Genomic DNA, 22449 nt, shown 5'->3' with positions numbered 1-22449 from the left:
GAATGGGAATCCCTTTACCGTCCCTTCTTCCTCTTCACACCACCTCGCTGCCCCGGCCTTCCAGCCGTTGACCTCCCGCGGGCGTTTTTGGCGGCCTCGCCAGCGGCCTCAACAGCAGACTGCCGGGCGAGGGGGTCGTCGGAGATGATGAGGTCGACGGCCTCGAGGCGTTTGACCTCATCCCTGAGCCGGGCGGCTTCTTCGAACTCCAAGTTCTCGGCGGCTTTTCGCATCTCGGTGCGCAACCCATCAAGGTGGGCCTCGAGATTGGCGCCGTGCAGGGGGGTGTCGATAGTGGCAGTGACGCGATTCATGTCGACGTCGCCCTTGTAAAGCCCGGCCAAGATATCCTCGACATTCTTTTTCACCGTGGCGGGGGTGATGCCGTGTTCAACGTTATAGGCCTGTTGTTTGGTGCGGCGGCGGTTGGTTTCATCGAGCGCGCGTTGCATGGAGCCGGTGATTTTGTCGGCGTACATGATCACGCGGCCTTCGGCATTTCGGGCGGCGCGGCCGATGGTTTGCACCAGTGAGGTTTCCGAGCGCAAGAAGCCCTCTTTGTCCGCGTCCAGAATTGCAACCAGCCCGCATTCAGGGATGTCCAAACCTTCGCGCAGCAGGTTGATGCCGATCAGCACGTCAAAGGCGCCAAGGCGTAGATCGCGCAAGATTTCGATCCGTTCAATCGTGTCGATCTCGGAGTGCATGTAGCGGACTTTGATGCCCTGTTCGTGCAGGTATTCGGTCAGGTCTTCGGCCATGCGTTTGGTCAGGGTGGTGACCAATGTGCGGAAACCGTCAGCGGTGACCTTGCGCACTTCATCCAGCAAATCATCGACCTGCATTTCAACTGGTCTGATCTCAATCTCGGGATCCAGCAATCCTGTGGGGCGAATGACCTGTTCGGTGAAGACGCCACCGGTTTGCTCAATCTCCCATTTCGCGGGCGTGGCCGAGACAAACACCGATTGCGGGCGCATGGCATCCCATTCCTCAAACTTGAGCGGGCGGTTGTCCATACATGAGGGCAGGCGAAAGCCGTGTTCGGCCAGTGTGGATTTACGTCTAAAGTCACCTTTGTACATGCCGCCGATTTGCGGCACAGAGACGTGGGATTCATCTGCAAAAACAATGGCGTGATCGGGGATGAATTCAAACAAGGTTGGGGGCGGCTCGCCGGGTGCACGGCCGGTTAGGTAGCGTGAATAGTTTTCAATCCCGTTGCAGACACCTGTCGCCTCGAGCATCTCAAGATCAAAGGTGGTGCGTTGCTCAAGGCGTTGGGCCTCAAGCAGTTTACCGTCGTTTGTCATCCGGTCGAGCTGTGTGCGCAGCTCTTTCTTGATGCCGATGATGGCCTGCTGCATCGTAGGTTTTGGCGTGACGTAGTGCGAATTGGCGTAGATCCGGATCTGATCGAAGGTATCGGTTTTTTCACCGGTGAGGGGGTCGAATTCGGTGATGGCCTCCATCTCTTCGCCAAAGAAGGACAGACGCCATGCGCGATCCTCTAAGTGGGCAGGCCAGACCTCTAGGCTATCGCCGCGCACCCGGAACGATCCACGTTGAAAGCCCTGATCGTTGCGGCGGTATTGCTGCGCGACCAGATCGGCCATGACCTTGCGCTGGTCGTATTCGTCGCCAACTTTGAGATCTTGCGTCATCGCGCCGTAGGTTTCGACCGAGCCGATGCCGTAGATGCACGAAACCGAGGCGACGATGATCACGTCATCGCGTTCCAGCAGGGCGCGGGTGGCAGAGTGGCGCATGCGGTCGATCTGCTCATTAATCTGGGATTCTTTTTCGATGAATGTGTCGGAGCGGGCGACATAAGCCTCGGGCTGGTAATAGTCGTAGTAAGAGACGAAGTATTCGACTGCGTTTTCTGGGAAGAAGCCTTTGAATTCGCCGTACAGCTGCGCGGCGAGGGTTTTGTTGGGGGCAAGGATGATCGCCGGGCGCTGGGTTTCCGAGATGACCTTGGCCATGGTGAACGTCTTGCCGGTGCCGGTTGCGCCCAGGAGGACCTGATCACGCTCGCCATCGCGCAGGCCCTGCGACAGTTCCACAATGGCGGTGGGTTGGTCGCCTGCTGGGTCAAATTCAGTGACCAGTTCGAATTGCTTGCCGCCCTCCAGCTTTTCGCGGATTTTCACATCCGGGGCAGGGGCATGCATCAAGACATCAGATTTGTCGGAATGGGCATAGGGCATGAGTCGATTCCTTTGGGTGCCCCAGATTTGATCTGTTTTTGTTCTTCTTCAAGGGGGGACAGACGTGTGGGGGTGAAAAAGCTGTTTTGTCTGCGTCAGAATGCAGAAAATCAAGATTACTAGGAAGATCTGGTTCACGGCCCAAGCGAAACGCAGTAGTTGAAAGGTCGTATATTAGGAAGAGGGGGTGCCCAGTGAAACAGGTCGAACTGGAACAGATCATTGCATTGCGCCATTGGCTGCATGCCCATCCCGAACTGTCACGGACTGAAGACAAGACATCGGAATATTTGCAGGGGTTCTTACGCGATCATGCAATGCCAGATGAGATTTTTCCATTAGATGGGGCCGGATTTGCGGCGATTTACAATGGGGTTGTACCGGGGAAAACGGTTTTGATCCGGACCGAGCTTGACGCTTTGCCGATCCATGAGGTGAATAACGATATGTCTTATCGGTCGTTGTATTCTGGTGTGGGGCACAAGTGTGGCCATGATGGTCATATGGCCATTTTGACCGGGCTGGCGAGCGTGGTCGCAACGCATCGTCCTGCCAGTGGTCGCGTTGTGTTGCTGTATCAGCCGGATGAAGAGACGGGTTCAGGAGCGCGCGGGTGCTGTGTGCATGATAACTTTGCCAAAATTGTACCGGACATGGCCTTTGCATTGCACAACTTGCCGGGGTTTCCGACGGGGCAGATTGTTTGCCGCACGGGGGCCTTTTCCTCGGCCGTGAAGTACGCGGCTATCCGGTTGTCAGGGAAAGAGGCGCATAGTGCACAGCCTGAAACTGGGGTCAGCCCATCGTTTGCATTGGCGCAGATTACCTTGATGGCGCAGGAGGTGCAGCGAAGATTCGGCACACCCGATGCCTATGCTTTGGTTGTGCCAGTTTATAGCCAAGTAGGGGTTCAGGCCTCGGGTGTTTGTCCGGGATCTGGCGAAGCGCATTTCACCCTGCGCAGTGAGAGCGGTGAGGTCCTTGATGCGATGTGGCAAGCGTTCTCGGAGCGCGCTGTTGAAATCGCGATTAATCACCGACTTGAAATAGAATTTCGGGTGATTGAGGACTATACGGCAACGGACAATGACGCAGGTGCTGTTGGGATGATCTCGGCGGCCGCGCATAAGTTGGACTTGGAGTATGTGACAGTAGAGCACTCGTTTCGCTGGGGCGAAGATTTCGGCGAAGTCACCTGCCGTTATCCCGGGGCAATGTTTGGTCTGGGGGCTGGGCTTGATTGTCCTGCGCTGCACAACCCGGATTATGATTTCCCAGATGAACTTATTCAGCCGGGTGTTGAGATGTTCAAAACACTTGTTGATCTGGCGCTTGGTACCACTGAGGGCGAGCGCGTCAGTGCGAGTTCCAAATAGGTGTAAAAAAAGCCACTCACAAACGTTGCGGGTGGCTTTTCTGTCTCAGTTACTTCCGACGCGGTGAGGCGCTGCCGCCGCGTGCCGGTTTTCCACCGGGTTTGCCTTTGGCATCAGCGCGAGCTTTGTTCTTTTTGCTGCTGGCTTTGCCTTTTGGCGGTGGCGGGCCTTTGGGTTTGTTGCGTAGGGATCTGCTGGGGTCCGCGCTGAACTTGGGCTTTGCTGGGCCATCGGATTTTTCCGCTGGCTTGGCATCGGGCTTGAACCGAGATTTGCCTGCAGCAGGGGCGCCCTTGTCTTTGCGGTCGAAGCGATCAGGCCGATCTTGTGGCTTGGGCTTGCGCGCGCGTGGTTCTGGCTTGTCATTCCAATCCACTGGCGGCGTGCTGGCGGGTTTGGACTTGGCGCGTGGTTTCGCGGCAGGCGCGTCATCCGAGTGCCAGTCGCGTTTGCGCGGCGCTGGTTTGTTGTCGTCGAACTTGCGGTCATCGCGTTTGTCAGGGCGCGGTCCTGAGCGGCGATCATCACGTCGGTCATCTCTGCGGTCATCGCGGCGATCTGGACGCTCGGAACGATCTTGGCGAGGGCCGCGCTTTTTGTCACCAAAGGACTTTTTGTCGCCAAAGGCTGGGCGTGCGGATTTGGCAATTGCGGGCGGGGTGCTCAGACGTGTTAGGGTGTCGTCTTCGACCTTCAGGCCGGGGCCTATGGCGTCAAGGAAACCTGCAACGCTGGCTTCGCGCAGCTCAATGAACGACTCATTTTGTTGCACGCGGATGGCGCCGATATCGTCTTTGGTGATGTTGCCGGCTTTGCACAACATTGGCAGCAGGCGGCGTGGTTCGGCACCACCATCATGACCACCGGGAATTGAGAACCACACGCTGGGGCCAAACGGCGCACGCGGAGCTGGCTTGGCATCAACAGCAGACAGTTCTTCGGGAGCTGAGTGATGCGAATGATAGAGCTTGAGATACGCGGCAGCGAGCTGCTCGGGCGAGAAATTCTCCATCAGTTTGGCAACGGTGCCCTGATCGGAGGCGGCAATTTCTTCATTCCAATGCGGATCGGCCAGCATGCGCTCTTCGTCGCGGTCTTTGACGGCATCGGCGGAGGGTGCGTTATCCCAGCTGGCACTAAGCTTGGCCCATTTCAGCAGGCGTTCGGCTTTTTTGCGCGACTTTGGCCCCACGATCAGTGCGCTGACACCTTTGCGACCAGCACGACCTGTGCGGCCAGAGCGGTGGAGCAGGGTTTCACTGCCGGTGGGCAGTTCTGCGTGGATCACCAAATCAAGGTTTGGCAGATCAATCCCGCGCGCGGCGACATCAGTGGCCACACAAACACGGGCCCGCCCGTCGCGCATCGCCTGCAGCGCATGGGTGCGCTCTGATTGTGACAGCTCACCAGAAAGGGCCACAACCGAAAACCCGCGGTTTGACAGTCGGGTGGTCAGGCGGTTGACCATCGCACGGGTGTTGCAGAATACGATGGCATTGGGGGCCTCGTAGAACCGCAGGGTGTTGATGATCGCGTTTTCCGAATCGCGTTCTGACGCCATCATTGCGTGGTATTCGATGTCAGAGTGCTGGCTGCTTTCGGCTTTGGTGCTGACGCGCACGGCATCCTTTTGGTAATTCTTTGCCAATGCGCCAATGGAATTTGGCACTGTGGCGGAAAACATCAGAGTTTGGCGTTCTTCTGGTGCTTCGCCGAGAATGAATTCCAGATCTTCGCGAAATCCGAGGTCCAGCATCTCGTCGGCTTCGTCCAGCACTACGGCACGCAATTCAGACAGATCAATTGATCCGCGCATGATGTGGTCACGCAAGCGGCCCGGTGTTGCGACAACGATGTGTGCACCGCGGCCCAGTGCCCGGCGCTCATCACGCATGTCCATACCACCAACACAAGAGGCGAGCGTTGCGCCTGCCTTGGCATAGAGCCAGTCCAGTTCACGTTTGACCTGTAGGGCCAGTTCGCGTGTGGGGGCGATGATTAGTGCCAGAGGGGAGGCCGCAGGTTCAAAGCGCTCGGCCTCTTGCAGCAGGGTTGGCGCGATCGCCAGACCAAAGCCCAGGGTTTTCCCTGAGCCGGTTTGTGCTGACACCAGCAGGTCAACACCGGTGAGTTCGGCTTCGGTCACGGCCACCTGAACAGGGGTCAGTGTTGTATATCCGCGCTCGTCCAGCGCCTCGGCAAGAGCTTTTTTCACGATAAGCATTTCTGTTTACTGGGCAGCGGCAACGTTGCAGGATGCGCAATCGCCGGGCCAAAATCCTGTCACAGGATCGGTTTCGGGTTCGAGAGTTGACGGCACATAGGCTGTCTGATCGGGAATGTATAGCAGCTTATTGCTTAAAACGCTGGGTAAAAGTGCGGTTAATTGACCTGTAGCGGATCTTAGCGAAGAAGATGTTGCCTTGGGGTGGATATGGCGGTTCAGTAAGGGGGAGCGACATCAGCTAGGAGTTGAGTGTGATGATTTTTCGATCTTCTAGATTTTCTATCACGACAACACTGACAATGGCATTACTGGCGGTACCTGCATTTGCACAGGAGGCGGCCGATACGATCTATATTGGCGGCCCGATCCTGACCATCAATGATACCGCGCCAACGGCTGAGGCCGTGGCCGTCAAGGATGGTATGATATTGGCGGTGGGGGATGCCGATGAGGTGCCCTGCAAACACAGATACTGCTGGCACATCTAAATGCGCCAGCAGGCTTGACCCTTTATCCCCAGTATGTGCCACTCTGTTAGCCAAGCATATGTGATGGCGAACAAAAGGGGGGCGGGCTGATGAACCTGAATAACAAAATAGCACTAATCACTGGCGGCGGGTCTGGTGTGGGGTTTGGTATTGCCCGGCGATTGGGGCAGGCCGGGGCAAAGATCGCCATTGCCGCCCGAGGTATGGACCGATTAGAACCTGCGGCTGCAAAGCTGCGCGCCGAAGGGATAGACTGTCGTGCTTTTGCTGTTGATTTGACAGAGGAAGATCAGATCGCAGACCTCTTGATGCAGATCACAGATGTATTCGGTGGGCTGAATATCTTGGTCAACAACGCAGGTTGCGGTTTACTGAATAGCCCGCTGTCCGATGACGCCACAACAACAGAGCGCTGGGAGTTTTATCAAAACGCTAACCTCAGATCAGCCTATTTCATGACGAGCAAAGCAGTGCCCTATTTGGCGGCTGAAACCGGTGGTGCGGTTGTCAATATTTCGTCTACGGCGGCGTTTCAGGGCAGTTGGGGGCTATACGGCGTGGCCAAGGCTGGGGTTGAGGGGCTGACGCGATCTTTCGCCTCCGAGGCCGCACCATTTGGGATTAGGGTCAACTGTGTAAGCCCCGGCTGGGTCGCTACATCCGAGAAACAGCAGGCCATGGTCGAGCAAGGCGCCGAGGCTGCGCCGCCCTCGCTGCTGAACCGAATGGGGACCCCAGAAGAGATCGGCAATGCGGTTCGGTTTTTGGCGTCGGACGAGGCTTCATTTATCACCGGCCAAACCTTAATCGTCGATGGCGGGATGGCCGTAGTGGATTATCCGTCCCTGCCAGCATTGAAGAGTATTGGATCACGTGGGGCGTCGCGTGGGGAAGATGGTTAATGTCTGGTTGCCTGCTTTGAGCCCAGTTTAGCCGTTAAAGGTCAATTCACTTTAAGAGAAAATGAGTTTCCTACAATAAACGGGGCGCGAAAATCATCGGCAACGTAGTAATACAGTCCCTGATCTTCATCATGATGTATAGAAAAACATCCCCAATCTGGCTCTGCCCAAAGCCCAGTCCAACTGGAGCAATATTTGCCATCCTCGATTTTATAGCGGGCTTCGGATGGCACTGCGTCTCCGCCTTTAATCCAAAGCGTTAATCCTGATTGGGAAAAATACTGCCTTGTGTGGGCGCCAAAATGGATGCCTTCAACGGTTTTCCCAACAAGAAGATCATTGATCTGTGCCGTTGTAAGAACGGTCTCTTCAGCAATCGCTGATTGCCCTGAAAATGCAACTAGTGCTAAAGCTATTGTCCATTTCATCAAATAAGCCCTTTCATTTGCTTCGAGTACAAAGCTCTATGCTACGCTTCCGGCTCGGCGCAAATCACATTTGAGAATATCCGCAAAGTCCGCATAACTATCATCGTTCGTGCTTACTTCTGCGCCTTCATCAGCCGGTCTGCTTTTTTGCGTACAAGCACGCCGCGCAAGTCGTGCATCGCCAGTAACAGGGCATCGGTCACTTCTTCCAGTTGCTCTTCGGTGGCGCGTGACTGGGCCCAATGCGTGGTAAGGTTCAGGTGATCGACGGCACGGTGAATGTCGTCGATATCGCGTTTGGCTAGCAAGGTTGCTCGCTCGGCCATCCAGTTTTCGATGGCAGACGCGCCCTCTGGGCTGAGTGTCCGCTCTCCGTGGGGTTTCACGGACCCGTTTTTGATATTCACGACGGCGATCTGATCCATCTCGATCCGTTGGTGGCGGTTTTCCGTATCAACACGAAAGACAAAGGCGCCGTTTTCGCGAACGCGAAAATAATATTCGGGGAGATCAGATACCATCACGCATTCCTATTTCAAATTGGCACAGAAGTTTTGAATACGGGTGCAAGCCTTGGTCAACGCCTCATCTGAGGTGGCGTAGCTGACGCGGAAATTTGGCGAGAGGCCAAAGGCCGCGCCAAAGACGATGGCGACATCTGCCTCTTCCAACAAGGCGATGGCAAAGGCTTCGTCACTGTCGATCACAGTGCCTTTGGGTGTGGTTTTCCCGATGAGCCCGGCGATGGACGGATAGACATAAAACGCGCCCTCTGGTGTTGGGCAGGTGATGCCGTCGATGGCATTCAGCATCGAGACGGCGATATCACGGCGGCGAACGAATTTTTCGTTGTTAGGCGCCAAGAATTCCTGCGTGCCGTTCAGCGCCTCAACCGCAGCCCATTGGCTGATGGTGCAGGGGTTCGATGTTGATTGTGATTGCACCTTGCGCATGGCCGAGATCAGTTCAACTGGGCCAGCAGCGTAACCGATGCGCCAGCCGGTCATGGCATAGGCTTTGGACACACCATTGCAGGTCAGCGTGCGCTCATACAGGCGCGGTTCAACCTGCGCGGGGGTGCAGAATTCGAACCCATCATAGGCCAGATGTTCGTACATATCATCGGTCATGACCCAGACATGCGGGTGGCGCAGCAAAACATCGGTCAGGGCTTTTAGTTCATCAAAGCTATAACCTGCTCCGGTGGGGTTGCTGGGCGAATTGAAAATGAACCATTTGGTTTTGGGCGTGATCGCGGCTTCTAGCTGTTCGGGGGTCAGCTTAAAATTGGCTTCAAGTGAGGTTTGCGCAATAACGGGCGTGCCACCGGCGAGCAAAACCATATCTGGATAGCTAACCCAATAGGGCGCTGGGATCAGCACCTCGTCGCCGTCATTCAACGTCGCCATCAGCGCATTATAGAGCGTTTGCTTGCCACCGGTTCCAACCGAGACCTGCGCTGGGATGTACTCCAACCCGTGGTCACGCTTCATCTTGGTGCAGATTGCCTGCTTTAGTTCCGGAATGCCGTCAGGTGCGGTGTATTTGGTTTTTCCTGCTGCTATCGCTGCCACGGCCGCATCTTTGATGTTTTGCGGCGTGTCAAAATCCGGCTCTCCGGCGCTTAGACCGATGACATCGCGACCTGCGGCCTTCAGCTCTGCTGCTTTGGCAGTCATGGCGATGGTTGGGGAGGGTTTTACGCGTGATAGTGTCGCGGAAAGAAAATCCATGTCGCACTCCGGTTGGATTAGGCTATAAGCCAGTCATATGATTGCGGTGATCTAGGATCAAGCACAGTTCATGATATTGGCAAAGGCTTTTTCGATGAGTGTAGAAACAACGCAAGAACAAGATTGGTTCGACCCTGATGCCACTACTTTTGGTGACCGCATCGCTGGTGCACGTGAACAGGCAGGAATGAGCCAGGGTGATTTGGCCGAACGTCTTGGGGTGAAGCTCAAGAGCCTCAAATCCTGGGAAGAGGACCTGTCCGAGCCAAAAGCCAACAAACTGCCGCGCATGGCGGGTTTGCTGAACGTGTCGCTGGCATGGCTGTTGATGGGTGAGGGCGAAGGTCCGGAAACACCGGCACCAGAGCTGGAACAGGGTGCCGCTGAGTTGATCGCCGAGGTGGAGAATGTCCGCGTGCAAATCGGCATGGCCGCTGAGCGTTTGGAACGTCTGGAAGCGACTTTGCGTGTGCTTTTGAAAGACCGTGATGTTGACTGAAACCGCTGAAAATAGGCTCAAGCGCCTGCACATGCGGTCTATGCGTCGCGGGATCAAAGAAATGGACATTATCCTGTCGCGTTATGCTGCGGCCCGGTTGCAGGGGATGAGCCTGGCTGACCTTGATCTTTACGATGATCTGCTCTCGGAAAATGATCAGGACCTGTATCAATGGGTGACGGGGCAAACCGCAGGGCCAGCGGCCTATTCTGATTTGATTGCGGACATCGCAGCCGTGGCTGATGCCGGAAAGTAGTTAGAATTTTAAGCGCTATTGGCGCAGTTTAACCGATTATTGGGTATTTAGACGCATGGTGTCTCTGAGCAGTATTGTTTGGAGACAGATTATGAGTGTGCACCCCCCTCTGGGGCTTTCTGAGAAACAGCAAGGTTTTGTAACCGGATATCTTGATACATTAGCATTGGTTGAGCGTTTGCATCGGCTTTTACTGGATGTGATCAAAGATGAGTTTGAACGCGTGAACCTGTTGGAGGTCAACGCCGTGCAGGCGTTGTTGTTGTTTAACATCGGAGATCACGAGGTGACCGCAGGGGAGCTGAAGACACGTGGGTATTATCAGGGCAGTAACGTCAGCTATAACCTTAAGAAACTGGTTGAGATGGGGTATATGCATCATCAACGCTGTGAAATGGACCGCCGGTCAGTGCGGGTGCGGTTGACCGAGAAAGGCCGACATATTCGTGATGCCGTGGGCCACCTGTTTGAGCGCCATGCTGAGGGTTTGCAAGCCAAGGGCGTATTGGGAGCCGATGGGATCGATCAGATCACCGGTTCTTTACGCCGGGTTGAACGCTATTGGATGGATCAGATCAGATACATTTATTGAGTGACGTCGCGCAAGCGGTTAACCACCCTTTGGATTTGGCGGGGTCGCAAGTTGCCCAACCGTAATCTCATTGATCTCTCGAAACAGCTTGCGCGTCATGGCGGTACGGAACTCCTCAAAGCCGTTTGCAACAATCAAAAAGGCACCGGAGCCGCGTAGAATTTCGCGGCGATAAAACTCTGTTACATCGGGGCTTTCCCCCAGTAGAACCAAACCGTTGACGATCACGCCGTCGAACGGAAAGTTTCGGTATGCAGCGGTTGGGCCGTATCCGTGATTGTTAACCCCGTCGCCGGACATATCAATGACTTGCCGGTTGCATTTTGGCGCGCGTTTCAACGCCAACGCGCCAAAGCCCAGAGCCTGTCCGATTGAAGTCGGGAAATTGTCATGGCTGCGTGACATCTTGGCCAATACGGCCACGGCCTGGTCAATATCAGAATCATTGCGCAGTAGGCTCCAATCCAGATGTAGTTTTTGCTGGTTGAAACCGCTCCATTCATAAACCGCCAAGGCGACATGGCCTTTGCCGCCGTGTAAAATCGCGTGGCGAACATCAGGGGCGTTGAGGGCAGCGGCCAGCCCCAGCCGCTGCAGGTCGTATTCATCGGCATCCACAGAGGAAGAGACATCAAGGGCCAGAACTAGCGCAAGACGGCAGTTTGCCTGCGCGATCCCCGCCCAGAAACTGGCCCAAAACCAGACGGCCAATATGGCCGCCAGCCTTACCATGTGCCAGTGTTTTCCATGCTGGACCAGGGTTCTGCCGGGGCCAAAGCCTCACCGGCTTGCAGCAGCTCGATCGAGACATTGTCGGGACTTTTTACAAAGGCCATCCAACCGTCACGTGGCGGGCGGTTGATCACGACGCCATTGTCGGCAAGGTGCTGGCACATCTCGTAAATATTTTCGACCTCATAGGCGAGATGACCAAAATTGCGGCTGTCATCGGGCAAGGCGTCATCACCGTCCCAGTTATATGTCAACTCAACCGGGCATTCCTCTTGGCCATCGGGGGCCATGAATACAAGTGTGAACCGCCCGCCTTCGTTATCCCAGCGGCGGGTTTCTTTCAGGCCCAAAAGCCCGTAAAATTTCATCGATGCCTCAAGGTCTTTGACCCTGACCATGGTGTGGAGATAGCGCATGCTGTCCTCGTTTGTATGTGTTTGCTTGCAACAATAGTACGTTGAGAGAGGCTGTCGAGCTTTGTCGCGCGATGTCGCGAAATTTCCTTGATTTGGCTGTTCAGAAACCGTTGCCTGCCAGATATAGTGTTTATTGAATCACATATCGGGGGGCTTAGGATGCCATTGAGCGCAGAGCAGCAGGCGGAAATTGATGAATTGCGGTCCATGCCGCAGCAGACCTTGCGGGTGGTGTCGGAGGGGATGGAAAAGCATCTCTATAACGCGCATCCGGTGTTGGATCACGGCTTCGTGCGGGTGGTGGATTACATGGGCGATGACGCCGCGATCTGCCAGGCGGCGCGGGTGTCTTACGGCCGTGGCACCAAGTCGGTGCAAAACGACGAGGGCCTCATTCGGTACCTGATGCGGCACTGGCATTCGACCCCGTTTGAGATGTGCGAGGTTAAGCTGCACGTGAAATTACCGGAGTTTGTGGCGCGGAAATGGATACGCCACAGGACGGCGAATGTGTACGAATATTCGGCGCGGTATTCCATTCTGGACCGCGAGTTTTACATTCCTGCGGCGGACGATCTGGCGGCGCAATCGGTGGTTAACAATCAGGGCCGGGGCGAAGCGCTGAGCGGCGAAGAGGCCGAACGCGTGCTGCGCTACCTGCGCGATGACGCGATGCGTTGCTATGACCATTACGAGGAGATGATCAGCGATGATGGCCAACAGGGTCTGGCGCGCGAGCTGGCGCGGATGAACCTGCCGGCCAACATCTATACGCAGTGGTATTGGAAGGTCGACCTGCACAATCTGCTGCACTTTTTGCGCCTGCGTGCGGATGCCCATGCGCAATACGAGATCCGGGTCTATGCCGAAGCGATGTGCCAGATTGCCGCCGACTGGGTGCCCGCCGCCTTCCGCGCGTTCGAAGATTACCGCATGGGCGGGGCAACGCTGTCGTCCACCGCCCTCGACTGCGTGCGTCGGATGCTGAAAGGCGAAGCGGTCACGCAGGAAACCTCCGGCATGAGCAAAGGCGAATGGCGCGAGTTTCAGGGCGTGATTGAGGAATAAATCGTAGGGTGGGTGAAAACCCACCTTTTCTTCGAGAAAGGTCCGTGTGTGCACGGGCCGCGCCCGACCCTCCCCACGGGAGGGCGCATTGCAACCTTTCATCCCGCGCTGCTTTTGCGAATTTGGAATCGGTCCTGATCCCAGCGAAGGCATCGAACGCCCTGCCAGGGTCAGGCGCAACCCTACGCAGACACCGCTGGCTGTAAGGGGGCGAGACTGCGGGTAGAGGTGAAACGCCGTCCGCCGCGCTGAAGGCCGAACCTTGGCGTGACAGGGCGGCGGGGTAGGGTGTTCAGAAAATCCGTAGGGTGGGTGTAAACCCACCTTTTTGCCCGGTTTATGCTCAAGTTTTGCTCTGTGCTATACTCTCCCACATCTTCAGTTTGCGGAGACACTATGGGGGAAATATTATGAAATGCTTTATGACAACGTGCGCCGTGTTGATATTTGGTTCTGCCACTTGGGCTGGCGGCAATTATTCCGGTGGTGGTGTCGGGACAGGTACCAGCACCTCGACACCGCATCCGGTTGCCGAAAACCACATGGTGCTGCAGATCAGTAGCACCTATGACAAAATCCAGATGGAAGACGCCGATCACCCGTTGCACGGTGGCTCGGGTCCGTGTTTTGGCGCGATTGAGGTCTCTGCCACCAAGGTGGCTGGCCACGGTATGTGCCTTTATACCGATACCGGGGGCGAGGTGGTAATCTTGCACTGGCATGCCAATGGTCGGGACAGCTCAGGGGCGCTGACTGGCAATTGGGAAATATCCAGCGGAACCGGTAAATGGGATGGTGCAACGGGGGGTGGTCAGTTTGCGACAAAGACCGATCCAAACTCAGGGATGTTCGTGAACCAGATCACCAGCGACATCACCTTGCCCTGATCAGCCTGTGCACCCAATCGGATTTGTGTACGTTTTGCGCGTACATCCTGTACAGCCTGTACACAAATTTAAGGGTGGGGAACTGAGGTGAGAGGCTGGACAACGACCCAAGCGGGGCTCGTTACGGCTGCTTCCTTCCGGATCTGACCGGGTTGGCGAGGTGCCTGCCCGCGCCAACCTCTCAGGGGTGTAAATAGGGCGGGTTTGATGGATTGGCAAGGGTGATGCTGAGGAATTATGTGTCACGCGGTCCAAGCTGTAGGCGCAGCTTTGCAAAGCCCTGATCGTTGTTTCCAAGGTCGCTCAGCCTGCAGGTGCTTAATTCTGTTTGATATGCCCGCACCCCGGGACCGGTTTCAAAAATGGCAGTGGTTTCGGGCATCGGTACAAAACGCCAGTCGGATAAATCTTTGGGGGTAATTGCAATGTTGCGCTGAAGTTCATCGCTTAGGATGTCTTGCAAACTGTTTGCGCTATTGATCACCCATCGGTCAGCGGGCCAATCGGGGTAAAGTCCGCCACCATGCGCTCGGTGAGAGTTAGTCGCAATGATGAATTTTTGATTGATATCAATTATTTGGCTGTGAAATTTTAAATCCAGTATTCGACCCGATGACACACCTGAAGGTGTGCCGCATGGCTTGTATCGTGGGAGTTGCGACAGATCTATTTGATACTGGATGCCATGGATTACGTCGAAGGCATGGCCGGGGAAATGAGGGTTTAGCAACGGTTGATCTGACGTCCCAGTCTCCAGATGATTGAAGCAACTTGCCGTGCGCTCTAGCCACTCCAATAGTTCTGCACCGGTGACTTTCAGGGCGCAAACAGTGTTGGGAAACGGGTACAGACCGAACAGATGTCTCAACCTGATTTGGCCGGGGGGAATGTCGTGGTAATACTCTGGCCCTGCCTGTCCTCCTGTTTTGAAGGGGGCGACTGCCGACAAAACGGGCAGATCGGCATGCGGCGAATCTTGTAAGGCGTTTGCGACAGCGCGCTTGGTTGCTCTGGCAATTAGTGCAAGGGATGGATCAGGGCGTATGCGTGCCAGATAGCTATGCAACGGAATACCGCAATGTCCCAGCGGGCGGGCAACAAGAGTACGTGTGGCGTGGTGCGCCTTTTTTATTTCTATTGTCAGAGCTTTATCTTCTGGAACGTCAAGTGCTGAAGCAGCAATGGCCCGGCCATTATGACCGGTGATGTACCAGCGGGTTCCATCGTGGGTTAACGCGAGATCTAGAACACCAAGATGCGAGCCACGAAAGCCCGCCATGACGGCTGGTACGCCACAAAATGTACTGGCCTGATGATCGATCCCATCATTTGATTGCTGGTCGGGGCGGGGGAAAACCTGATGCGTGTGACCCGCGAGAATGGCATCAATGCCACCGGCATCGGCCAGTTGTAGTGCCGCGTTTTCCATATTGTCGTGGGCCGGGCCGGGTATCGCGCCAGTATGGGCCAACAACACGATCAGATCAGTGCCCATGGCGCGCATTTTTTGCAAATTGTCTTGTGCTGCTTCCAGCATATCCAAGCATTTAATGCGCCCTTGTAAATGGGCCCGGTCCCAGGACGTGATTTGTGGAGGTACAAGGCCAAGGACACCGATCCGCAAGAGTTGTTTACGTTTTTCCGATAATTTTAGGGTTTTGTTGAGGATGACAAAGGGCTCAACCAGTGTACCTTGTAGATCTGATTTGGCTTTGTGGTTGCGTAGCACATTGGCGCAGATCATTGGAAATTGGGCAGATTTTACCGCTGCAGCAAGCCAGTTTAGACCAAAGTTGAACTCATGATTGCCAAGGCCCACCGCATCATATTTGAGCTGGTTCATCACGTCGATCACCGGGTTCGGCCCTGCCCAGCCGTACTCGGGATTTGCAGTCAGGTCGCTGAGGGGGGTGCCTTGTAAAAAATCTCCGCAATCAAATAGCAGGCAATTGGGGCTTTCGCGTCGTGCTTGTTTGATCAGTGTGGCAAGTCTGGTCAGCCCGTAGGATTGCCCGCCGGTGTCAGACAGGTAATCGTACGCGCGCAGATTGCCGTGTAGGTCAGAGGTCTGCATAATACGAAGGGTTACTTCATTGTTCTGGCCAGATCGGATCAATGAAGGGAGGAACGATGCGGAGTTTTTGTTCACGACCGGATCTTTTCTGTTCAGGAGAGGGTCAAGGTGTAGAAGTTACATTCATACAATTTAAGATTGTATTTTATCTAAATCAATCATTTACACGTGAATTTGCCGGATCGAGGTGATTTATATCACCTGAGTGGAATGGAGGACGGGTATGTTTCAGGCTGAAGATGTGACGTTCGGCGGTTCCGGTCTTGATCGAGCTGCTGAGCTGAGGGGACAGAATGCTGAATTGAAGCGCATGATTTCTGATGGGCAGGCGCGAGCAATTTTGCTTTGGCGTGGAAAGCCCTTGGTCGAAGCGGAGGCACTTGATCGATTGATCTATTTGCCGATGGACCACTCAGTGTTGAGAACCTCCCAAATGCCACCGGTTTTGCTAGGTCGCAGCGAAGATGGCACCGTAGTTTTTGCACATGACATATCGAGCTGGTCACCGGAGGTCTCGGAGGGCGCCGGGGCGGATGTCTTTCTCGATGAAACGCTCCAACATCATCCTGAGGTCAGGCAACCAGCCGTTTTCGTTGAATTAAGGCGGATCATGTTCGCACTGGATAGCCGAGACGCCGAACTGGCCGCTACTGCCAAGGCAGTATTTGGCTGGCATGTCAGCCATCGGTTCTGTGCCTGTTGTGGAACCGAAAGCGAAATGGTGATGTCTGGTTGGCAACGCGTTTGTCCGGCGTGCGGAGCTCCTCATTTTCCTAGAACAGATCCGGTTGTCATCATGCTGATAACAAATGGTAATTCTGTTCTTATTGGCCGTTCTCCGATGTGGCCAGAGAGAATGTATTCCTTGTTGGCGGGATTTGTTGAACCCGGTGAAACGATTGAAGCGGCCGTTCGTCGTGAGGTGTTTGAGGAAACCAACGTTCGCGTCGGCGAGGTTTCTTATCTTGCTAGTCAGCCCTGGGCGTTTCCATCGTCTTTGATGCTGGGACTCCGTGGGGAGGCATTAAGCACCGAGATAGACGTCGATCCGATTGAGTTGGAAGATGCCGTCTGGATCAGTCGAGAGGATATGGCGCAGGTGTTTGCCGGAGAGCATCAGAAATACGATGCTGGGCGAAAAGGAGCGATTGCACATTTTTTGCTGAAAAACTGGTTGTCCGGCTATATCTAACCGGGCAAAATCATTTTTGCTAAATTTGGATAACGCGTATTCGCATCTACAGCGCTGGAGTGGGAAGAGTTTATGAAATTCCGTAACGAAGTCGATGTTTCTGCTCCGATTGAAGTGGTTTTCGCAGAAGCATCTGATTTTGAACTAATTGAAAAATTAGCACTGAAACGTGGGATAGATGTTCAACGTCTGGATGTCTTGAGCGAACCGGGTCCAGGTATGGTTTGGGATGTCGCGTTTAATTTTCGCGGTAAGATGCGTGAAATGGAGGTGGAACTGGTTCATTATGATCCGACAAATGAAATCAGGCTGAAGTCGCGTTCATCTGCATTTATGGGAACGATGGATGCCGATTTTCTAGCGCTGTCACGGCAACAAACACGTGTCAGCATATGCATTGAAATGAAACCTCAGAACTTGACTGCGCGGTTGATGATGCAATCCGTTAAACTGATGCGGGCGAATTTGATCAAGAGGCTTCGCAAACGCATGAAATATTGGGCGCGCCTGACCGAAGATCGTCACAAGGCGCACGGCCCGTCCTGAAGTTTGCTGTGAAATTTTATCCAGACGGTCTTAGCCGCGTTGAAAATCAGCAGGATAAACCCCAAGTATTTCTATACTTGAAGTAAAAAACTCCAACTCTTCTAACGCGCGCTGCACTGCCGGATCATCAGGGTGACCTTCGATATCCGCATAGAATTGTGTCGCAGTGAAAGACCCGCCAACCATATAGCTTTCGAGCTTGATCATGTTGACGCCGTTGGTGGCAAATCCACCCATCGCCTTGTAAAGCGCTGCAGGAATGTTGCGAACCTGAAAAACGAAACTTGTGATCATACCATGATCACCCCGACGCGAGTGATCAGGTTTTGGCGACATCACCAGAAAACGTGTGGTGTTGTTGCCCTGGTCTTCGATATGGCGGGCAAGAACATTTAGACCATAGAGGTCCCCCGCCAATTCACTGGCCAAGGCGGCATGGCTTGGGTCATTCAATTCTGCGATGTGGCGCGCTGATCCCGCGGTATCAGCGCCGGTGACCCGGTGAATGTTGTACTCTGACAGGAATTCACGGCATTGGCCCAATAAAACAGTATGGCTCACTGCATGGGTGATCTGATCAAGTGTGGCGCCCGGAAGAGCTAACAGATTGATGTGCACCCTGACAAAGGCCTCGGCAACGATGTGCAGACCTGATTCTGGCAACAGGTGGTGAATATCGGCCACCCGGCCAAAAGTAGAGTTTTCTACAGGCAGCATGGCCAGTTCGGCCTCGCCGCGTCTGACCGTGGCGATCGCATCTTCAAAAGTGCGGCACGGAATGGCCTTCATATCTGGATATGCTTCATGGCAAGCCTGATGAGAATAGGCTCCCGGCTCTCCCTGAAAGGCAATGCTAATGGTCATTTGTGTGTCTTCCTGTCGTTCTTCAACGCGCGGGGGCGTTTGGTCGCGCAAACTACACCTTGCGTCCTTGTAGTGGAAGCGGATAGATACCGACGAGGGATTTAAATGGAAACAGGCCTATGTTTGATACAATGACACTCACCAAGGTCACTGGCGGCGTTTGCGGGACGCTCCTGATCTTTCTGCTCGGCAAATGGGCTGCCGAAGAACTTTATGCAACCGGTGGCGGCCATGGCGATGATCATGCGCAAGCCTATTTGATTGACACCGGAACTGATGACCACGGTAGTGGCGAAGAAGAAGGCCCATCGTTTGCCGAATTGTACGTGAGTGCAAATGCGGACAAAGGCAAGAAAGTCTTTGGTAAATGCAGAGCCTGTCACAAGCTTGAGGATGGCGCAAACTCTACTGGTCCATATCTGTATGGGGTTGTCGGCCGAGCGGTTGGCGATGCATCAGGATTTAGCGCTTATTCGGGTGCGCTGGCCCAGGTCGGTGATACTTGGACACCTGAAGCCCTTGATGCCTTTCTGGCCAACCCGAAAAAAGCTGCCTCTGGCACAACAATGGCTTTTGCGGGTTTGAAAAAGGAAGAAGATCGGGTCAACCTGATCGCCTATCTTGACATGACTGACGGTGGCATGACTGAGCTTGAAGTTCCTGCTGCAGCTGAAGGTGAAGCGCCTGCTGAAGGCGCAGAAGCAGCCGATGCCGCCGAAGGTGAAACACAAGATTCTGAACACTGATTTCTTAAGCAAACATTTGCTAAGTTTAAGAGCCGCTCCATGATTTGGGGCGGCTTTTTTTAATTATTATTATTGTAGCTCACGCCTTTATCAACGTTCTGCGCTTGAACAGATACCCTGCGAGCAATAGCTTGCGTTAAACCTTGGGCTAACAGCAACAAGGGCAGATTTAGGGAGACGACGATAATGCGATCACAAAGCCGGGCTAAAGTTGCTATGCCGCACAAGAAATCCGCCCTGACTTTGATCAGTAAAGCCGCTGGCCTCGCCACCGCAGTGTTTCTGGCTCAGGCTGCTCTTGCAGAAGAAGGCATTATCAAATCTCATGGGTATTCGTTCTTTGGGGATCTAAAATACCCCGTAGATTACGCACATTTCGACTATGTAAATCCGGATGCTCCTAAAGGCGGAGAAATCTCAATAGCGGTCAGTGGCACATTTGATTCGATGAACCCTTACACCCGTAATGGCCGTGCGGCGGCACTTTCTACTGTAATGTATGAAAGTCTGCTTGGCGAAATTCTTGCAGGTAATGGCAGTTTGCCAGCTGATGCTGAGGGGGAGCTTTATGGATTGTTGGCGGAAAGCGTAGAGTACCCAATCGATAAATCTTGGGTTATTTTCAGGATGCGGCCAGAAGCAACCTTTGCTGATGGTACGCCGGTCACAGCACATGACGTTGATTTCAGTCACAATCTGCTGTTGGATCAGGGATTGAAATCTTATGCGGATTTTGTGCGAAAACAGATCCCTAAGACCGAAGTGATCGACGATCATACAATCAAATTCTATTTCGCCGATGGGATTTCTAGGCGCTCTTTGATCGAGCAGGTTGGTACTGTTCCTGTGTGGTCAAAGGCATGGTACGAAAAAACCGGCGCCCGTCTGGATGAGCCACGGATTGAGATCTCACCGGGGTCAGGCCCCTATGTGGTCCAGAGCCTTGATGTGAATCGCAGGGTCACATTCAGTCGTAACCCAGATTACTGGGGCTGGGATCTGCCAATCAATCAGGGCCGCCACAACTTTGATGTGATACGGCTGGAGTATTTCGCCGATAGCACTGCCGCCTTTGAGGCCTTCAAGGCTGGCGAGGTGACCTATCGCCGTGAGCCGGACCCGAAGAAATGGGCCAGCTCATATGACTTCCCTGCGGTTGACCGTGGTGATGTGAAGTTAGAAGAACTTCCAGATGGTACACCACCCAATATGACCGGGATTGTTTTTAACCTTGGGTCTGACGTTTTGAAAGACAAGCGCGTCCGCCAGGCGATTGCGCTGGCGTTCAATTTTGAATGGACTAATAAATCCTTGCTTTATGGGCTGTATGCACAACAGAAATCATATTCTGATGGCACACATCTTGAGGCCAAAGGGTTGCCTGAAGGTGATGATCTGGAATTCCTTCAGTCACTGGGTGATTTGGTGCCCGATGAGATGATGACTATTGAGCCTTGGGTGCCGCATACCTCAGATCCAGATCGCCTGACATCGCGCAGCAACAAGCGGCAGGCGTTGAAACTGCTGGCGGAGGCAGGCTGGGAGGTCGCAGATGATGGTATCGTTCGCAACAGTGAAGGTGCGTCATTGAAATTGAACTTCCTGTTTAATTCATCCGCCTCACCAACAGATCGGGCAGCGGCGGAAAATTTTGTCGCTAATCTAGAGAATTTCGGTATCGAAGCAGCCTTTGAAACCGTGGATGCGTCACAATATACTAAGCGCGAGCGTGATCGCGATTATGATTTGGTCTTTGACGGATATCCGTCATTATTGGGTACGGGAACTGGGCTGGTGCAACGGTTTGGATCCGAGGCATCCTCATACAGCCTATTCAACCCGGCTGGCCTAGCGAGCCCGTTGGTGGATGAAATTATTGAGAGATCTCTGCGTACCACTAGCCAAGAAGATGAAGATATCTCTATCCGTGCGTTGGACCGGGCCTTGCGGCATGAGTTCTTTTTAATTCCTGATGGCTTTGCCCCCAATCACTGGGTGGCTTATTGGGATATGTTTGAACATCCCGCGGAAATCCCACCTTATGCCTTGGGTACGTTGGATTTTTGGTGGGCAAACGCTGACAAGGCCGAAGCTCTCAAAGCTTCTGGCGCATTAAGGTAATACACGTATGGCCGCCTATATCCTTCGCAGGCTTTTGCTGATATTTCCCACCCTACTGGGCGTGATGATCATCAATTTTGCTTTGGTACAGTTCCTGCCCGGTGGACCGGTGGAGCAGGTCATCGCTCAGATGCAGGGCGAGGGGGATGTGTTTGGCAGCTTTGCCGGAGGTGAAACCGACAGTACTGTTACAGGTGACAATGCCGTGCAGGGCGATACGCGTGGATTTCCGCCAGAGTTCATTGAAGAGCTTGAAGCGCAGTTTGGTTTGAACAAGCCGCCGCTTGAGCGGTTCTTTACGATGATGGGCAATTATCTTCGGTTTGATTTCGGAGAAAGCTATTTCCGAAAGAAAAACGTGATTGACGAAGTTTTGCAAAAGATGCCGGTCAGTATATCGCTAGGACTGTGGACGATCTTGCTGTCTTATCTAGTGTCGATCCCGCTGGGCATTCGCAAGGCAGTGCGTGACGGGTCATCGTTTGACGTCTGGACTAGTGGAATCATTATTGCCGCCTACGCGATCCCGGCGTTTTTGTTCGCAATCATGCTGATGGTTTTGTTTGCCGGTGGTAGTTTCTGGCAAATCTTCCCACTCAGGGGGCTGACTTCAGACAATTGGGAGCAGCTCAGTATGATGGGCAAGGTATTAGACTATTTCTGGCACATCGCGCTGCCGGTCACGGCCTTGTCTATTTCGGGTTTTGCCACATTGACGCTCCTAACTAAGAACTCGTTTCTTGATGAGATCGGGAAGCAATATGTCGTGACTGCCCGGGCCAAGGGTTTGAGCGAACGCAAAGTGCTTTATGGGCATGTGTTCCGCAACGCGATGCTGATCGTAATCGCCGGTTTCCCTGGGTTGTTTGTCAGCGTATTCTTCACCGGTAACCTGCTTATCGAAACGATCTTCTCGCTTGATGGGCTGGGTAGGCTGTTCTTCGAGGTGGCAGTCGGGCGCGATTATCCGGTGATGTTTGCCATTCTCTATCTCAGCACATTGATTGGTTTGGTCGTGGCCTTGATCGGTGATCTGACCTATGTGCTGGTCGATCCACGTATCGATTTTGAAAAGAAGGCGGGGTAGGT

Annotated in this window: 22 protein-coding genes and 1 other RNA gene; 13 read left to right on the top strand and 10 right to left on the bottom strand. The window is 54.0% G+C overall.

Annotation, left to right across the window (positions count from 1 at the left end; translation table 11 throughout):
• Positions 1 to 14 precede the first annotated feature (14 nt).
• Positions 15 to 2213: an excinuclease ABC subunit UvrB gene (uvrB, locus tag D9A02_RS16335; protein ID WP_120501953.1), complete on the bottom strand. Its 2199-nt coding sequence runs from the start codon at positions 2211 to 2213 to the stop codon at positions 15 to 17.
• A gap of 194 nt (positions 2214 to 2407) precedes the next feature.
• Here uvrB and D9A02_RS16330 point away from each other — a divergent pair, with 194 nt between their 5' ends.
• The gene (locus tag D9A02_RS16330) at positions 2408 to 3589 is read left to right on the top strand and encodes an amidohydrolase (RefSeq protein ID WP_162933109.1); all 1182 of its coding nucleotides are present in this window, start codon (positions 2408 to 2410) and stop codon (positions 3587 to 3589) included.
• A 49-nt stretch (positions 3590 to 3638) separates the two neighbouring features.
• On the opposite strand, the gene D9A02_RS16325 is transcribed toward D9A02_RS16330, so the two are convergent.
• Positions 3639 to 5813, bottom strand: coding sequence for a DEAD/DEAH box helicase (locus D9A02_RS16325; RefSeq protein WP_254054653.1), 2175 nt, complete (start codon positions 5811 to 5813; stop codon positions 3639 to 3641).
• A 257-nt stretch (positions 5814 to 6070) separates the two neighbouring features.
• On the opposite strand from D9A02_RS16325, the gene D9A02_RS16320 reads away from it, so the two are divergent.
• On the top strand, positions 6071 to 6304 hold the full coding sequence (locus D9A02_RS16320; RefSeq protein WP_120501951.1) for a hypothetical protein: 234 nt from the start codon (positions 6071 to 6073) through the stop codon (positions 6302 to 6304).
• 89 nt (positions 6305 to 6393) lie between these two features.
• A complete protein-coding gene (locus tag D9A02_RS16315) occupies positions 6394 to 7206 on the top strand; it encodes an SDR family NAD(P)-dependent oxidoreductase (protein ID WP_120501950.1) in 813 nt (270 codons plus the stop codon).
• 41 nt (positions 7207 to 7247) lie between these two features.
• Here the strand turns inward: D9A02_RS16315 and D9A02_RS16310 are convergent, their stop codons facing one another.
• The 3 genes from D9A02_RS16310 to D9A02_RS16300 all read right to left on the bottom strand — a co-directional run bounded on the left by D9A02_RS16310 (position 7248) and on the right by D9A02_RS16300 (position 9367).
• A complete protein-coding gene (locus D9A02_RS16310; RefSeq protein ID WP_120501949.1) occupies positions 7248 to 7634 on the bottom strand; it encodes a hypothetical protein in 387 nt (128 codons plus the stop codon).
• Positions 7635 to 7747: 113 nt separating this feature from the next.
• Positions 7748 to 8155 (bottom strand): hypothetical protein, encoded by a 408-nt coding sequence (locus D9A02_RS16305; protein WP_120501948.1) that lies wholly within the window; start codon positions 8153 to 8155, stop codon positions 7748 to 7750.
• Positions 8156 to 8164: 9 nt separating this feature from the next.
• A complete protein-coding gene (locus D9A02_RS16300) occupies positions 8165 to 9367 on the bottom strand; it encodes a pyridoxal phosphate-dependent aminotransferase (protein WP_120501947.1) in 1203 nt (400 codons plus the stop codon).
• A 94-nt stretch (positions 9368 to 9461) separates the two neighbouring features.
• Between D9A02_RS16300 and D9A02_RS16295 the strand changes: the two genes are divergently transcribed.
• The 3 genes from D9A02_RS16295 (at position 9462) to D9A02_RS16285 (ending at position 10714) form a co-directional block, all read left to right on the top strand.
• Positions 9462 to 9866: a helix-turn-helix transcriptional regulator gene (locus D9A02_RS16295; RefSeq protein WP_120502581.1), complete on the top strand. Its 405-nt coding sequence runs from the start codon at positions 9462 to 9464 to the stop codon at positions 9864 to 9866.
• Positions 9859 to 10122, top strand: coding sequence for a succinate dehydrogenase assembly factor 2 (locus tag D9A02_RS16290; protein ID WP_120502582.1), 264 nt, complete (start codon positions 9859 to 9861; stop codon positions 10120 to 10122). Before D9A02_RS16295 ends, D9A02_RS16290 begins: the two co-directional genes overlap by 8 nt.
• A 91-nt stretch (positions 10123 to 10213) precedes the next feature.
• Positions 10214 to 10714 (top strand): MarR family winged helix-turn-helix transcriptional regulator, encoded by a 501-nt coding sequence (locus tag D9A02_RS16285; protein ID WP_120501946.1) that lies wholly within the window; start codon positions 10214 to 10216, stop codon positions 10712 to 10714.
• An 18-nt stretch (positions 10715 to 10732) separates the two neighbouring features.
• Here D9A02_RS16285 and D9A02_RS16280 read toward each other — a convergent pair whose 3' ends face one another.
• Positions 10733 to 11446 (bottom strand): DUF1194 domain-containing protein, encoded by a 714-nt coding sequence (locus tag D9A02_RS16280; protein WP_120501945.1) that lies wholly within the window; start codon positions 11444 to 11446, stop codon positions 10733 to 10735.
• On the bottom strand, positions 11440 to 11862 hold the full coding sequence (locus D9A02_RS16275) for a VOC family protein (RefSeq protein ID WP_120501944.1): 423 nt from the start codon (positions 11860 to 11862) through the stop codon (positions 11440 to 11442). The genes D9A02_RS16280 and D9A02_RS16275 overlap by 7 nt, the downstream gene beginning before the upstream one ends.
• A 159-nt stretch (positions 11863 to 12021) precedes the next feature.
• On the opposite strand from D9A02_RS16275, the gene thyX reads away from it, so the two are divergent.
• Both thyX and D9A02_RS16265 read left to right on the top strand, forming a co-directional pair.
• On the top strand, positions 12022 to 12930 hold the full coding sequence (thyX, locus tag D9A02_RS16270) for an FAD-dependent thymidylate synthase (RefSeq protein ID WP_120501943.1): 909 nt from the start codon (positions 12022 to 12024) through the stop codon (positions 12928 to 12930).
• Positions 12931 to 13352: 422 nt separating this feature from the next.
• The gene (locus D9A02_RS16265) at positions 13353 to 13817 is read left to right on the top strand and encodes a hypothetical protein (protein WP_254054652.1); all 465 of its coding nucleotides are present in this window, start codon (positions 13353 to 13355) and stop codon (positions 13815 to 13817) included.
• 85 nt (positions 13818 to 13902) lie between these two features.
• Here the strand turns inward: D9A02_RS16265 and ffs are convergent.
• Both ffs and D9A02_RS16255 read right to left on the bottom strand, forming a co-directional pair.
• Positions 13903 to 14001: signal recognition particle sRNA small type (ffs, locus tag D9A02_RS16260), an RNA gene on the bottom strand.
• A 51-nt stretch (positions 14002 to 14052) separates the two neighbouring features.
• The gene (locus tag D9A02_RS16255) at positions 14053 to 15966 is read right to left on the bottom strand and encodes a bifunctional 2',3'-cyclic-nucleotide 2'-phosphodiesterase/3'-nucleotidase (RefSeq protein ID WP_162933108.1); all 1914 of its coding nucleotides are present in this window, start codon (positions 15964 to 15966) and stop codon (positions 14053 to 14055) included.
• 148 nt (positions 15967 to 16114) lie between these two features.
• On the opposite strand from D9A02_RS16255, the gene nudC reads away from it, so the two are divergent.
• Both nudC and D9A02_RS16245 read left to right on the top strand, forming a co-directional pair.
• Positions 16115 to 17083 (top strand): NAD(+) diphosphatase, encoded by a 969-nt coding sequence (gene nudC / locus D9A02_RS16250; RefSeq protein WP_120501940.1) that lies wholly within the window; start codon positions 16115 to 16117, stop codon positions 17081 to 17083.
• A 72-nt stretch (positions 17084 to 17155) separates the two neighbouring features.
• Complete coding sequence (locus tag D9A02_RS16245; RefSeq protein WP_120501939.1) at positions 17156 to 17629, top strand: SRPBCC family protein; 474 nt, start codon at positions 17156 to 17158, stop codon at positions 17627 to 17629.
• A gap of 30 nt (positions 17630 to 17659) precedes the next feature.
• Here D9A02_RS16245 and D9A02_RS16240 read toward each other — a convergent pair whose 3' ends face one another.
• Positions 17660 to 18493 (bottom strand): prephenate dehydratase, encoded by an 834-nt coding sequence (locus D9A02_RS16240; RefSeq protein WP_120501938.1) that lies wholly within the window; start codon positions 18491 to 18493, stop codon positions 17660 to 17662.
• Positions 18494 to 18612: 119 nt separating this feature from the next.
• Here D9A02_RS16240 and D9A02_RS16235 point away from each other — a divergent pair, with 119 nt between their 5' ends.
• The 3 genes from D9A02_RS16235 (at position 18613) to D9A02_RS16225 (ending at position 22447) form a co-directional block, all read left to right on the top strand.
• Positions 18613 to 19239, top strand: a complete 627-nt coding sequence (locus D9A02_RS16235) for a cytochrome c family protein (RefSeq protein ID WP_120501937.1) — start codon at positions 18613 to 18615, stop codon at positions 19237 to 19239.
• Between the two features lie 186 nt (positions 19240 to 19425).
• A complete protein-coding gene (locus D9A02_RS16230; RefSeq protein WP_120501936.1) occupies positions 19426 to 21360 on the top strand; it encodes an extracellular solute-binding protein in 1935 nt (644 codons plus the stop codon).
• Positions 21361 to 21367: 7 nt separating this feature from the next.
• A complete protein-coding gene (locus tag D9A02_RS16225; protein WP_120501935.1) occupies positions 21368 to 22447 on the top strand; it encodes a microcin C ABC transporter permease YejB in 1080 nt (359 codons plus the stop codon).
• The last annotated feature ends 2 nt before the right edge of the window (positions 22448 to 22449 follow it).

The organism is Roseovarius sp. EL26 (assembly GCF_900327775.1).
Lineage (GTDB): Bacteria > Pseudomonadota > Alphaproteobacteria > Rhodobacterales > Rhodobacteraceae > Roseovarius.
This window is presented reverse-complemented; position numbering and strand designations above follow the sequence as displayed.

Excerpts from the sequence above, each read along its gene's own strand:
- uvrB (WP_120501953.1), bottom strand. The coding sequence starts at position 2,213 with ATGCCCTATGCCCATTCCGACAAATCTGATGTCTTGATGCATGCCCCT.
- D9A02_RS16325 (WP_254054653.1), bottom strand. The coding sequence starts at position 5,813 with ATGCTTATCGTGAAAAAAGCTCTTGCCGAGGCGCTGGACGAGCGCGGA.
- D9A02_RS16320 (WP_120501951.1), top strand. The coding sequence starts at position 6,071 with ATGATTTTTCGATCTTCTAGATTTTCTATCACGACAACACTGACAATG.
- D9A02_RS16315 (WP_120501950.1), top strand. The coding sequence starts at position 6,394 with ATGAACCTGAATAACAAAATAGCACTAATCACTGGCGGCGGGTCTGGT.
- D9A02_RS16310 (WP_120501949.1), bottom strand. The coding sequence starts at position 7,634 with ATGAAATGGACAATAGCTTTAGCACTAGTTGCATTTTCAGGGCAATCA.
- D9A02_RS16305 (WP_120501948.1), bottom strand. The coding sequence starts at position 8,155 with ATGGTATCTGATCTCCCCGAATATTATTTTCGCGTTCGCGAAAACGGC.
- D9A02_RS16300 (WP_120501947.1), bottom strand. The coding sequence starts at position 9,367 with ATGGATTTTCTTTCCGCGACACTATCACGCGTAAAACCCTCCCCAACC.
- D9A02_RS16295 (WP_120502581.1), top strand. The coding sequence starts at position 9,462 with ATGAGTGTAGAAACAACGCAAGAACAAGATTGGTTCGACCCTGATGCC.
- D9A02_RS16285 (WP_120501946.1), top strand. The coding sequence starts at position 10,214 with ATGAGTGTGCACCCCCCTCTGGGGCTTTCTGAGAAACAGCAAGGTTTT.
- D9A02_RS16280 (WP_120501945.1), bottom strand. The coding sequence starts at position 11,446 with ATGGTAAGGCTGGCGGCCATATTGGCCGTCTGGTTTTGGGCCAGTTTC.
- D9A02_RS16275 (WP_120501944.1), bottom strand. The coding sequence starts at position 11,862 with ATGCGCTATCTCCACACCATGGTCAGGGTCAAAGACCTTGAGGCATCG.
- thyX (WP_120501943.1), top strand. The coding sequence starts at position 12,022 with ATGCCATTGAGCGCAGAGCAGCAGGCGGAAATTGATGAATTGCGGTCC.
- D9A02_RS16265 (WP_254054652.1), top strand. The coding sequence starts at position 13,353 with ATGACAACGTGCGCCGTGTTGATATTTGGTTCTGCCACTTGGGCTGGC.
- nudC (WP_120501940.1), top strand. The coding sequence starts at position 16,115 with ATGTTTCAGGCTGAAGATGTGACGTTCGGCGGTTCCGGTCTTGATCGA.
- D9A02_RS16245 (WP_120501939.1), top strand. The coding sequence starts at position 17,156 with ATGAAATTCCGTAACGAAGTCGATGTTTCTGCTCCGATTGAAGTGGTT.
- D9A02_RS16240 (WP_120501938.1), bottom strand. The coding sequence starts at position 18,493 with ATGACCATTAGCATTGCCTTTCAGGGAGAGCCGGGAGCCTATTCTCAT.
- D9A02_RS16235 (WP_120501937.1), top strand. The coding sequence starts at position 18,613 with ATGTTTGATACAATGACACTCACCAAGGTCACTGGCGGCGTTTGCGGG.
- D9A02_RS16230 (WP_120501936.1), top strand. The coding sequence starts at position 19,426 with ATGCGATCACAAAGCCGGGCTAAAGTTGCTATGCCGCACAAGAAATCC.
- D9A02_RS16225 (WP_120501935.1), top strand. The coding sequence starts at position 21,368 with ATGGCCGCCTATATCCTTCGCAGGCTTTTGCTGATATTTCCCACCCTA.